This is a genomic window from Pseudoalteromonas sp. SG41-1, assembly GCF_014164575.1.
GTDB lineage: Bacteria > Pseudomonadota > Gammaproteobacteria > Enterobacterales > Alteromonadaceae > Pseudoalteromonas > Pseudoalteromonas rhizosphaerae.
Genome location: NZ_JACJFL010000001.1, coordinates 85119 through 97102, shown reverse-complemented (window position 1 = coordinate 97102; position 11984 = coordinate 85119). Strand labels below are relative to the sequence as shown.

At 41.6% G+C, this 11984-nt stretch carries 10 protein-coding genes and 1 pseudogene; 3 read left to right on the top strand and 8 right to left on the bottom strand.

All coding sequences use genetic code 11. From position 1 onward, the window contains the following. Positions 1 to 252 precede the first annotated feature (252 nt). The 3 genes and pseudogenes from egtB (at position 253) to H5203_RS00455 (ending at position 3349) form a co-directional block, all read left to right on the top strand. A pseudogene (egtB, locus tag H5203_RS23180) lies at positions 253 to 1444 on the top strand (ergothioneine biosynthesis protein EgtB). Between the two features lie 2 nt (positions 1445 to 1446). Next, positions 1447 to 2418 (top strand): L-histidine N(alpha)-methyltransferase, encoded by a 972-nt coding sequence (egtD, locus tag H5203_RS00460; protein WP_145233249.1) that lies wholly within the window; start codon positions 1447 to 1449, stop codon positions 2416 to 2418. Positions 2419 to 2560: 142 nt separating this feature from the next. Further along, on the top strand, positions 2561 to 3349 hold the full coding sequence (locus H5203_RS00455) for a 2-keto-4-pentenoate hydratase (protein ID WP_220495272.1): 789 nt from the start codon (positions 2561 to 2563) through the stop codon (positions 3347 to 3349). Here the strand turns inward: H5203_RS00455 and H5203_RS00450 are convergent. The 8 genes from H5203_RS00450 to H5203_RS00415 form a co-directional block, all read right to left on the bottom strand. Beyond that, complete coding sequence (locus tag H5203_RS00450) at positions 3320 to 4168, bottom strand: PhzF family phenazine biosynthesis protein (protein WP_182757629.1); 849 nt, start codon at positions 4166 to 4168, stop codon at positions 3320 to 3322. The two genes, H5203_RS00455 and H5203_RS00450, sit on opposite strands and share 30 nt — an antisense overlap. After that, positions 4152 to 5825 (bottom strand): asparagine synthase B, encoded by a 1674-nt coding sequence (gene asnB / locus H5203_RS00445; RefSeq protein WP_145233255.1) that lies wholly within the window; start codon positions 5823 to 5825, stop codon positions 4152 to 4154. Before asnB ends, H5203_RS00450 begins: the two co-directional genes overlap by 17 nt. Before the next feature lie 154 nt (positions 5826 to 5979). Beyond that, the gene (gene pcp, locus H5203_RS00440) at positions 5980 to 6648 is read right to left on the bottom strand and encodes a pyroglutamyl-peptidase I (RefSeq protein WP_145233257.1); all 669 of its coding nucleotides are present in this window, start codon (positions 6646 to 6648) and stop codon (positions 5980 to 5982) included. Then, complete coding sequence (locus H5203_RS00435) at positions 6641 to 7666, bottom strand: DUF979 domain-containing protein (RefSeq protein ID WP_145233259.1); 1026 nt, start codon at positions 7664 to 7666, stop codon at positions 6641 to 6643. Before H5203_RS00435 ends, pcp begins: the two co-directional genes overlap by 8 nt. Further along, the gene (locus H5203_RS00430; RefSeq protein ID WP_145233413.1) at positions 7666 to 8370 is read right to left on the bottom strand and encodes a DUF969 domain-containing protein; all 705 of its coding nucleotides are present in this window, start codon (positions 8368 to 8370) and stop codon (positions 7666 to 7668) included. The genes H5203_RS00435 and H5203_RS00430 overlap by 1 nt, the downstream gene beginning before the upstream one ends. 65 nt (positions 8371 to 8435) lie before the next feature. Beyond that, a complete protein-coding gene (locus H5203_RS00425) occupies positions 8436 to 9371 on the bottom strand; it encodes a biotin-dependent carboxyltransferase family protein (protein ID WP_145233261.1) in 936 nt (311 codons plus the stop codon). Next, positions 9368 to 10036 carry a 5-oxoprolinase subunit PxpB gene (gene pxpB, locus H5203_RS00420; RefSeq protein WP_145233263.1) on the bottom strand — a complete coding sequence of 223 codons (669 nt, stop codon included), beginning with the start codon at positions 10034 to 10036 and terminating at the stop codon, positions 9368 to 9370. Before pxpB ends, H5203_RS00425 begins: the two co-directional genes overlap by 4 nt. Before the next feature lie 297 nt (positions 10037 to 10333). Beyond that, complete coding sequence (locus H5203_RS00415; RefSeq protein ID WP_145233264.1) at positions 10334 to 11851, bottom strand: leucyl aminopeptidase; 1518 nt, start codon at positions 11849 to 11851, stop codon at positions 10334 to 10336. Between the last annotated feature and the right edge of the window lie 133 nt (positions 11852 to 11984).

The following is an 11984-nucleotide window of genomic DNA, read 5'->3' as shown; positions in this document are numbered from 1 at the left end:
AATTGAACTATTATTTTTTGTAGTTGTAAGAGGCAGCTGCACGAGATTGACGTTTTATAGTCGCAGTAATGAAAGCGTAATATGAATATGATTTAACATTAGGTGAGCTATAATTATTTTTTGTAGTTGTAAGAGGCAGCTGCACGAGATTGACGTTTTATAGTCGCAGTAATGAAAGCGTAATATGAATATGATTTAACATTAGGTGAGCTATATCATTGTTAAGTTGTGATAAGGAATTTAGTCATTACTATGAGTAACCATGGCAAAGAGAACACTAAAAACACGGCTGATGAGCATCAGTTAGTCCATCATTACCAGCGTGTTCGACATCAAAGCGTGACGTTAATAAACTCGTTATCAGCAGAAGACTGCCAATTACAAGCTATGGCAGATGTAAGCCCTAGTAAATGGCACCTTGCGCACACAACGTGGTTCTTTGAAACTTTTTTACTAATTGCACATAGCTCTCACTACACAGTATTTAATCCTAACTTTAAAACTTTATTTAACTCATATTATAACGGTATAGGTGAACAATTTAAGCGTGCCTGCAGAGGGAGTTTATCGCGGCCTAGTTTAGATGACGTGATTACCTATAGAGAATATGTTGACCGGGCGGTGATTGAATTACTGAGTGCACCGTGTAGCGAGTCAATAAAGCAAGTTATTGAATTAGGACTTAACCATGAACAACAGCACCAAGAACTAATGCTGATGGACATTCAATATAACTTTTAACAACCGTATAGAAAATCCTGTTACGCAAGCCAGTCCTCTTAGCTTTGTGGCATTCTCAAAGCATACTGCACATATTGGTGCAACTGAGCAAACGTTCAGCTACGACAATGAACGGCCAACTCATCAAGTGCTTATTCAGCCATTTAAATTTGCTAACCGGCTAACTACCAATGCTGAGTATTTAGCGTTTATACAAGATGGTGGTTACCAAAACCCAGAGCATTGGCTCAGTGACGGTTGGGCGCAGATAAATAATGCTCGGCAAACTGCGCCACTCTATTGGCATAAAGTAAATAATGAGTGGTTTGAATTTACATTAGCTGGATTACAGCCTTTGGCGCTAAATGAGCCGCTAAGCCATGTTACCTTTTACGAAGCAAACGCTTTTGCACATTACTCACAAGCACGCCTCCCAACCGAATTTGAATGGGAAAGCGTTGCTAACAGTAATGCGGCGCAAACTATCACCCAGCTGACCGACAACTGTTGGCAGTGGACAAACAGCGCCTATTTACCGTACCCAGGCTTTAAGCCAATAGCAGGCGTGGCAGGGGAATACAATGGTAAATTTATGGCGAACCAAATGGTACTGCGCGGTGGCTGTAAACTTACCCCGCAAAATCATTTAAGACTAACTTATCGCAATTTCTATTACCCACACCAAGCGTGGATGCGCAGTGGTATTAGACTCGCTAAGGATTGAGCATGAGCCAAGTAACAACATTAATGACAACCGACATTGATAACCGCTTTTTAAACGATGTTATTGCGGGACTGTCACAGCAACAAAAGAATCTACCCTGTAAATATTTTTATGATGATAATGGGGCCGCTTTGTTTGAGCAGATCACTGAGCTTGATGAGTACTACGTGACACGCACAGAGCTGAGCATTTTAACCAAGCACAGCCAAGCAATTGCCAAGTTGCTTCCTGATAACTTATCAATCATAGAGCCGGGCTGTGGCTCAGGTAAAAAAATTGCTTATTTGTTAGCGCACTTAGTGAATGTGAAAAGTTTTGTGCCATTTGAGATCTCTAATGAAATGCTTAATTACTCACTGGCCCATTTATCTCCATTATTTCCTGAGTTAGCTATTTCGCCGTTGTTGGGGGATTTTACTCATAGCCAAATGGTAAAGCAGTTAAGCCGTGAAACACAATTGGATAGCCAAACGAACCTCGTGTATTTTCCAGGCTCAACAATAGGCAATTTTTCACCGCTAAAAGCCATTGAGATCATGAAAAATTTCCATCGGTTATGTGGTATTAACGGTTATGTATTGATTGGCATTGATTTGCTCAAAGACCGTCAAGTATTACTTGATGCTTATGACGATAAACAAGGCGTCACCGCGGCATTTAATAAAAACTTGCTCCAGCGTATTAATGCTGAGTTAAATGCTGATTTTGATCTTAGCCAGTTTAATCACCAATCACGGTTTAATGAAAAACTAAGCCGTATTGAAATGCATTTGATCAGTAACTGTGATCAAACAGTCACCGTCAATGGCGAATCATTTAGCTTTTCTCAAGGTGAGAGTATCCATACAGAAAACTCCCATAAATACGCACTACAGGCATTTACTGAACTTAGCGCCCAAGCTGGATTACGTTTAGAGCAAACGTGGCAAGACGAGCAGGGGTATTTTGCATTGTGTTTATTAAGGCCAATTTAAACAATGAACAGTCCATAATTTATTATTTAACTGTACTTAGCTAAAAATGCTGCGCAAATTGATTTTTTAATAGTATAAATACTACATTAAACCTACGGCTGCTGGTGTAGCCATTATAAAACCTTATTACGAAGAGGTTAGTGTGGACAGTTCTACTAAATTAAAAACGATTGCAGCACATTTATTTGCACAACGCACAAGTGCAGCGCCACAATCAGATTTACCGCCACAATTAGCATTAACAAGCACTGAAGATAGTTTAGCTGTTCAACAATTGATGATTGCATTAAACAAGGGCCAAGTATTTGGTTGGAAATGCCTATTACCACTTGATAACGGTGCGATTATTTTGGCTCCAATATTAAAGCCGCCGCAATCATTTGCACAAATCTGCACATTATATACTGAACAAAACAAGGCACGGATAGAGCCTGAAATTGCTTTTGTGTTTGCGCAAAATATGCCAAAGCAGGCCAGCTATAGCGAAGCTGAAATTGACCACGCGGTGAGTGACACGCATATGGCACTTGAGCTGATCCAAAACCGTTTCTCTACAGCGTATCAAGCAAATCACTTTACAAAGTTAGCGGATGGTTTAAGTAACCAAGGGGTGTTACTTGGTCCTAAAATTAATAAGCAAGCAGCTTATGATGCGGCACATATTACTATCGCGATAACACAAAATAATCAGTGTCATAGCTATCTTGGCAAGCACCCATGTGGTCTGGCACAAACACCAATCTATTGGGCAATAAATTATCTGGCTAAGTGTGGGATCACGCTCGCTGCTGGCCAAATTCTCATAACAGGCTCATATTGTGGTGTTATTGAGTTAGACACTGATGTTGATACTGAAATTGACTATGCAGGGCTTGGAAAATACACCGTCAAATTTAGTGGCTTAACTGATAATGACATTACTGTTTTTTAAACGGTAATTAATGGTTGCTCCGGCAACTGAATCTTGGAAAAGCTGGCCATGTGTTTGTTCAGTGTATTGTTTGATTATGGGGGCAATAATGCAGATGGCTGAACCTGTAGCGCTATCTTCATCAACGCCATAATAAGGAGCAAAATATCGAAAATGCCACTGTGTGTTTTGATAAGCTGTTTGGCGTTGTTGCAATACAATCACTGCATTTGGGTAGTATTGTAATTGTGCTGTATTTATCGCGAGTGTTTTTAAAGGCTGATCACTGTTAATCATCAAAGTACTGTAGCCGTTAATTTCTGCTGTTTTATAGCTTTGCACTATTGAGGCTGGAATGGCTTGTTGCAGCAGAACCTCTGTTTGTACCTCGGTGCTATCAATGGTGGTTAATTGTAGTTGCAGTGCGCGTTGATGTATTCTGGTTTCAAATACTTCCCCTGTTTTTGTATAAAAGGTGTTTGGGCTAAACCCTTGCCATTTTTTTAAAAACAGTGCAGCGGCGAGTGTCCCATGACCACAGCGGCTGATCTCATGGCTGTGATTAAACCAACGAATAGGGCATCGATTTTTTTTGATATTGGCTTGATTTAAAAATACGGTGGCAGGCTGAGCGGTGTTTTTTGCAATGCGCTGCATTAGTCGAGTTGTTAACCCGGTTTTATAAATAACAATTAACGCAGACGAACCTTTACAGCGTCTCGCTGTATCGTTAAAAACTTGCTCAATAGCAAAAGACTGCACAAAGCGCGGGGCTTTGTGCAGTCTGTGAGTTAATGCCAGATTTAATAAGCGACTAGGCTTATTATTTCTTTTGTGCATAGGCGTCGTTATGAATACCTGCGGCACGACCTGATGGATCGGCATTATTTTGAAATGATGCATCCCATAATAACGCTTCAGGTGTTGAACAGGCGACTGACTTACCGTGTGGTACACATTTAGCGGCTGCATCACCTGGGAAGTGAGATTCAAAAATAGTACGGTAGTAATACGCTTCTTTTGAATCAGGTGTATTAATAGGGTATTTAAATTTTGCGTTTTCAAGCTCTTGATCGGTTACTTGCTCGTTTACAAACTCTTTTAATGTATCAATCCAGCTGTAGCCTACACCATCCGAAAACTGCTCTTTTTGACGCCATAACACTTCATCAGGTAAGTAGCCGTCAAAGCCTTCACGTAAAATATGCTTTTCAATTTTGCCATCTTTACACATTTTAGCTTCAGGGTTGATACGCATAGCAACATCAACAAACTCTTTATCAAGGAAGGGAACGCGGGCTTCTACACCCCATGCCGCCATTGATTTATTTGCGCGTAAGCAATCAAACATGTGCAGTTTAGATACTTTACGGTTTAATTCTTCATGAAACTCTTGTGCATTTGGTGCTTTATGAAAGTACAAGTAACCACCAAATAGCTCATCAGCGCCTTCACCAGAGAGCACCATTTTAATACCCATCGCTTTGATTTGGCGAGCCATTAAGTACATCGGAGTAGAAGCACGGATCGTCGTTACATCGTAGGTTTCAATGTGATAAATAACTTCACGCAGGGCATCAATCCCTTCTTGAATCGTAAATATAATCGGGTGATGAACAGTTCCTATCATATCAGCTACTTTTTGTGCAGCCGCTAGATCTGGGGAGCCCTCAAGGCCAACCGAGAAAGAGTGCAGTTTAGGCCACCATGCATCGCTTTCATCATTATCTTCAATACGTTTTGCTGCAAAACGTTGGGTAATAGCTGAAATAACGGATGAATCTAAACCGCCTGACAACAACACGCCATAAGGTACGTCACACATTAGCTGACGTTTAACGGCGGCTTCAAGTGCATCTTTGACGTCTTCGGCTTTTGCGCTGTTATCTTTAACTGCATCGAAGCTTTGCCAATCACGGGCATAATATGGGCGCAATTGACCATCTTTACTCCATAAAAAATGTCCAGGAGGAAATTCTTCAATATGCTTACAGATTGGTGAAAGTGCTTTTAGCTCTGAGGCAACATAAAAGTTACCGTGCTCATCGTGGCCAGTATAAAGTGGAATAATACCAATATGATCACGGCCAATTAAATAAGCGTCTTGTTCTTCGTCATATAAACAAAAAGCAAAAATACCGTTCAGATCATCTAAAAATTCAGGCCCTTTCTGTTTGTATAACGCTAAGATAACTTCACAATCTGATTGAGTTTGAAAAGTGAAATCGGTTTCAAGGTTAGCGGCAAGTTCTTTGTGATTATAAATTTCGCCATTAACCGCTAGAATATGAGTTTTTTCAGGGTTGTATAAAGGCTGCGCACCGCTTGATACACCAACAATGGCTAAACGTTCATGCACTAAAATCGCTTTCTCAGATGAATATACACCAGACCAATCAGGCCCGCGGTGACGTAATAATTTTGACATTTCAATTGCTTGCGTACGCAATGGAGCGGGATCAGACTTTATATCTAATACACCAAAAATTGAACACATAGTAACTCCTCATTCCTATCATGTGTGTTAGTTAGGTCATAATACCTAACCATTCACGTTTGTTTTAACAGAAATAATTAACTAAGTCACATAGCTTTTACAATATTTTCAGAATAATTTATGCACCAGCATGGCCGCTGATGCACCAAGTTGGTCAGTGGGTGGTGCCAGCCGCGACTTTTACATCTTGTTTTGCAACAATAGCTTCGTTGATCATTACTTTTAACGCGCTTAGCACGGTTTCTTCGCTCATACTCGGTGCGCCATTATGGTGCACGGCTTGGCTTGGTAAATAAGGGATATGCACAAAGCCCCCTTTGATGTGTGGTTCATGCTCATTGATATGATGTAATAGACCATACATAACATGATTACACACATATGTACCCGCTGTATTAGAAATGGCGGCTGGGATCTCACTTTGTTGCAGTGCTAATAACATGCGTTTGATAGGTAATTTTGCAAAATAAGCAGCAGGAGCATTTTTGACTACGGGGTGATCAATGGGTTGCTTTCCTGCGTTGTCTTTAATTCGGGCATCATCAATATTAATCGCGATACGCTCTATGCTTATTTCACTGCGGCCACCGGCTTGGCCGATACATAATACTAGAACCGGATGATGCTGCTCTATGGCTTTATAAAGCACCTCTAATGAGGTATTAAACTCACACGGTAGCTCAAGGGCTATTACTCGGTGCTTAGCGATTAAATGTTCGTCGAGTTTGCTTACCGCTTGCCACGACGGATTGAGCGATTCGCCGCCAAATGGTGCAAACCCAGTTATCAATACGCAGGGCATGCTTGATGTCAGTTTAGTCATTAAAAATCACCATATACATTAAAATAATATTGACCGTTAATAAGGCCAGCGCAGTAGGTATTTGCACCTTTATAACATGGTATTTGTCTTTTAGGTCGAGTAATGCCGCTGGAATGATATTAAAGTTTGCTGCCATTGGCGTCATTAACGTTCCACAGTAACCACTGTACATCCCAATTGCTACCAGTGGTGCGGCGCTGGCGCCATGACCTTCGATTAAAAAAGGCATAGCAATACCCGCAGTCATTACCGGAAATGCAGCAAACGCATTTCCCATCACCATGGTAAATAACGCCATGCCAACACAATACAGCACCACCAGCATAAAACGATTCTCTGGCGCTATAAATAAAGTAACCAACTCTTTAATTGAGTCTCCTGTTTGCGCCACAATAAACACGCCACCAAGCATTGCTAGCATTTGTGGCAGTATTGCTGCCCAACCGATAGAATCTAGCAGCCGACGGGATTCAGTGACAGCTTCAATCGGATTTCCCCCAGTAATTTTCCAGCCAATAAGTAGCGCAGATACACACGCTATAGTGAGCGATGCGAGAGTTAAATGACGTTGATCAAGTAAGTAATAATCACCAATTGCGATACCATCAAAAGAAACAGTCAGTAATACCGTGATCACGGGTATCATTAATGCGGGAACAAATAATTTATTGCCTAGGCGAGAGGCCGATTGTGTTTGTTGCTGCTCAGTGAGTGGTTGATAACTGCCCATGCTTACTAGGTTTAAACCCGCTAACAGGGCAATTAATACTACGCTCACACCAACCCATAAATAAGTGTTGGCTTTGCCGAACAAGGCAATAGATACATCACCAAATAAAAAACTGCTACCAAATAACAACCAAAATAATGCTGTGGTGAGCCTTTTTGGATGGTTTTTGTCTTGCAGCGTTCGAACAACTAAAAACATCACAACGAGACCAATTAATAAATAAATGTTCTCAATGGTGATAATTGTAGCGTTTGAGTTAGTTACATCGGTTGTTAGTACTTTACTCATCACACTTCCTGCTGTTTGTAGTGAGCAACAGCCAGAGCTATTTTTGCTTCTAAACGAGATAATCTAAATAAATGAATAATGAGTGCGGCAATGGCGGTCGGAATAGCCCATAAACCAATATGCAGCGGTTCAATACCGGCAATGCCGTTTTCCTTTAAGAAGGCATCCATCAATAGTACAGCACCAAAAGCAATGAAAATGTCTTCTCCAAAGAACATCGCAATATTATCAACGGCAGCTGCATGGGCGCTGATCATGTCTTTTATGGGTTTTGGCAGCTCACCGTGTTTATTGGTCGCGGCACCTAATGCCATGGGGGCTAATAATGGACGAACAGTTTGTGCTTGACCGCCAAGGCTTAATAACCCAAGGGCTGCTGAGCATTCTCGAACGATAAAATACAGGGCTAATATACGTGCGCTGGTGGCACTTTGAATTTGTGCAATCCAGTTTTTCGCATGCTGTTGTAAACCATAGCGCTCTAGCAGTGCGATAACGGGTAAAATAAGAATAAAGCTGGCCAGTTGACGAGAGTTCATAAACTTCTCGCCAAAGGTTTGCAAAAGGGTGAGGATATCTAAATTTACCGCCCAACCAGTTGCAAGGCCAGCAACGGTTACTACAATCAGTGGGTTAAAGCGCAAGGCAAATCCTAGCACAACCACTGGAATGCCAATTAATGGCCAATAATTAAGATCAAACATCATAGTTCCTACACTGTGCTGTGTTTATTATTATTTATTAAGCTGAGCTTTTATTTAGTGATTGGTTATCTGATGCTCAAGTTTTTTAGTGCAATAGTCAATTGTTGTAGGTGAGCGTCAAGTTTTCGCTGCGCAGTATTTGCAGCTGCTAGGTTGACGAATTCAAATCGCACAAAGTCACCAGGTTTAAGTTGTGCAAATTGGTGTTGATCCGCACTTATTATAGTACCAAGTAGCGGGTATCCTCCGGTTGTTTGGCCATCATTTAGCAATACGATAGGCTCACCACTGGGTGTTAGTTGGATAGAGCCCGGTCTAACAGCTAAAGAAGGCAATGAATGTGTATGCATTAATTGATTATGCTCAGTACTGAGCCTTACTCCCATACGATTACTTTGCGGACTGACTTGCCATTTCGTCTGGGCAAAAAAATCACTAAATTGTTGTGATAGTAATTGTTGATGTGGGCCTGAATGGACGCGGATCACACTGCGCTTAGCGGGGGCAATCGCTCCACGTTGCGGCCAATTGCCATCAAATGGCGTGATTGGGACTTGATCATTGGCTTGTAAAGGCGCGCCCGTTAGGCCACCAAAACCTGCTGCAATATCGGTGGCTGTTGAATTCATCACTGCATGACAATCAATGCCGCCTTTAATTGCGAGGTAGCTGCGAAAACCTTGCCGAGCGGTGGCAAATGTCAGTGTTTGTCCTTGCTCTACTGGATAACTCCAGCCGGGATAAATACTTACTCCATCAAGCTTTGCTTGCATATCAGCGCCATGCAGCGCAATAACAGTGGCACATTGAAACTGTAATTGCGCTAAGCCTAAAGTGATCTCAATAACGCTTTGATTATCATCATTGCCCACTAAACGATTGGCAATGATCATTGCATAAGGGTCAAGCGCACCAGATTGGGCAATTCCTAAATGACGATAGCCATGACGGCCGAGATCTTGAATCGTCATTTGCATTCCGGGCTTTATTACGGTGATCATAATACCGACTCCTTAGTAATAAATTGCAGCGTATCGCCCGGTTGTATTGCGCATGGTGGAGTATTTTCACTGTCAAATAATGCAAAATCACTGTGGCCGATAATATGCCAACCACCGGGCGAATCAGCTGGGTAAATCGCGGTTTGATTAGCGCCAATGGCAACCGAACCTTTGGGCACTCGAGTTCGCGGCTGTGCTCTGCGCGGAGTATGTAATTGACTATTCAGACCGTGCAAATATGCAAAGCCTGGCTGAAAGCCTAAAAACAATACTTGATAATGCCCTTGGCTATGTATATCAATTACTTGTTGTGGCGATAAATTGTGATACTCAGCTACATAGTCTAGATCTGGGCCATAGTCACCACCGTATTGGGTAATAATTTTATGATGCTTACCCTGATAGTCGTGCGGATTTATATTTGCCCACCAAAGTGCTAACTGAGCTTGCCAGTGAGCAAGCGAAGTAGGGTCTATTAAATAAACTGTCAGCGAGTTCATTGCGGGTACTACATCTATAAAGGCGTCGCTGGTGTTGCATTGTTGCACTAGTGCCCAGATTTTTTTTTGAATGCTCAGACTGTCATCGTTTAGGGCAGTGGCATCAAGCAATATGCTGTTATTACTGAGGACACTAATAGTTGGAGAGATAGTTTGTTGATCCATAGCCAAATGTATTTATTATTCTTGAATACCTCAAACTAGCATATAACGTATGAAATGTTTATAGCGATGCGACTAGTTAACAACCTTGCAATATTAACATTACCCAGTGTAGCGCAAACACATTAGTTTGGTTATGGAATGTTCTGGACTAATACACGTAAACTAGATATGTGAGTCAGACTATAAAAAACTGTGGCATATCACTCACTATTGCTTAGAGTAGGTGTTTGATAATGCCACAGTTGTTATAACAACTAATGATGTTAGTAGAATGCATTAAGTTATAATAGCTTACTGCTAATTACTTAACAGCCACTCACTGAGCAAGCGCACACCATAACCTGTGCCGCCTGGTGAAATTTCATCTTTTCCTTTAGTTGCTAGTGCATTACCTGCAATATCTATGTGTACCCAACGAGTTTCACCAGCAAAATGTTGCAAAAAGCTGGCGGCCGTTGTTGCTCCGGGGCCACTTGAGCCTAGGTTTTTAAGATCGGCAATGTCTGAACTTAAGGTTTCTTTATATCCCAGCGGTAAGCGCCATAGGTTTTCGTTTACTTGCATTCCAGCTAAAGTGAGTTGCGTAACAAGCGTATCGTCATCAGAAAACACCGCCGCATAATCGTTACCTACGGCTTTGATTTTAGAGCCGGTAAGGGTGGCAACGTCTATCATGATCTCCGGCTTGAAATATTCACGTGCATACCACATTGCATCACTTAATACTAAGCGTCCTTCTGCATCAGTATTAACAATCTCAACGCTTAAACCTTCTGCGGTGCGAACCACATCACCAGGGGCAACAGCGTATTGCGACACCATATTGGCAGCCATACCCATAACGGCAACAATGTTTTTGTCAGCTTTTGCAAGCGCCATTGCTTTGATAGTCCCAAGTACAGCGGCGGCGCCAGCCATATCAGATTTCATACGCGCAATTGATGCGCCTGTTTTGATACTATAACCACCAGAGTCAAAGGTGATCCCTTTACCAACCAGAGCAATAGGGGTCGCGTTTGAGCCTTTGTAATGTGCAACGACTAAGCGAGCGCCTTGTTCGCTGCCACGCCCGACAGCTTCAAGTGCCCCCATTCCTAGTTCTATTAATTGCTTAGGCTCTAAAATAGTGATTTCTACACCTAGAGACTCAAGCTCTTTTGCCGCACTAGCAAAGTCAACAGGAGTCATTTCGCTGGCCACTTCTGAGGTTAAATCACGTGCTAAAAACACTCCTGCTTGAATGCTTTCAAGTTCAGAATAGTTACGTTTTGTTTGCTTGGAATTACTAACGTCAAAATGATAACTGACAGTGTGAGTGTTCGGATTTTGTTTATATTTTTCAAAACGATGGTCGCGTAAATTTGCACCGTGTGCAAAGTGAGCACTAAGTACACTGTTATTGTTTACGCCTTCAACGTCATCGAATACAACCGCAGCAGTTGTTGTTTTACTGCTCATTAATCGCGCATGAATATTACCACCTAGTTTGGTCATTAACGCTCTATCAAGCTTATCTTGCTTACCGGTACCAACAATTAGCACGCGTTTATAGTCACTATTATAAGGTGCAATTAATTCAACAGTACTGGCGTATTTGCCACTAAAACTTTCATTTTCAATAGCGTGCTGTAATTGAGCATTGAACTTTTTATTGATTGAGTTAAATGCGGTATTGCTCCCATCCTCACTGTAAAACAACACTAATGCTTGTGCATTACTATCAAGCTTGGAAGAAAAATTAAACTCTGCAGCATGGCTTTGCGTACTAAGTGCAAGGGCAATTGATAATGCAGAAAAAGCAATAAGGTTTTTCATATTTGTACCTTTATTAAATAAACACGTTTTACCTCATTTATTCGCATAGGTTAAGTCGGATTCGGTAAAGCCGCAATAATGAGCGATAAAATAACCCACATTCCTGAAATAATATGTTCTGCTTCAAGGTCTA

What these genes read in the sequence shown, in the direction of transcription:
- H5203_RS00450 (WP_182757629.1), bottom strand. Translation starts at nt 4,168, where the DNA reads ATGCACAAAAGAAATAATAAGCCTAGTCGCTTATTAAATCTGGCATTA.
- H5203_RS00435 (WP_145233259.1), bottom strand. Translation starts at nt 7,666, where the DNA reads ATGAGTAAAGTACTAACAACCGATGTAACTAACTCAAACGCTACAATT.
- pxpB (WP_145233263.1), bottom strand. Translation starts at nt 10,036, where the DNA reads ATGGATCAACAAACTATCTCTCCAACTATTAGTGTCCTCAGTAATAAC.
- H5203_RS00415 (WP_145233264.1), bottom strand. Translation starts at nt 11,851, where the DNA reads ATGAAAAACCTTATTGCTTTTTCTGCATTATCAATTGCCCTTGCACTT.
- H5203_RS00425 (WP_145233261.1), bottom strand. Translation starts at nt 9,371, where the DNA reads ATGATCACCGTAATAAAGCCCGGAATGCAAATGACGATTCAAGATCTC.
- asnB (WP_145233255.1), bottom strand. Translation starts at nt 5,825, where the DNA reads ATGTGTTCAATTTTTGGTGTATTAGATATAAAGTCTGATCCCGCTCCA.
- H5203_RS00430 (WP_145233413.1), bottom strand. Translation starts at nt 8,370, where the DNA reads ATGTTTGATCTTAATTATTGGCCATTAATTGGCATTCCAGTGGTTGTG.
- pcp (WP_145233257.1), bottom strand. Translation starts at nt 6,648, where the DNA reads ATGACTAAACTGACATCAAGCATGCCCTGCGTATTGATAACTGGGTTT.
- egtD (WP_145233249.1), top strand. Translation starts at nt 1,447, where the DNA reads ATGAGCCAAGTAACAACATTAATGACAACCGACATTGATAACCGCTTT.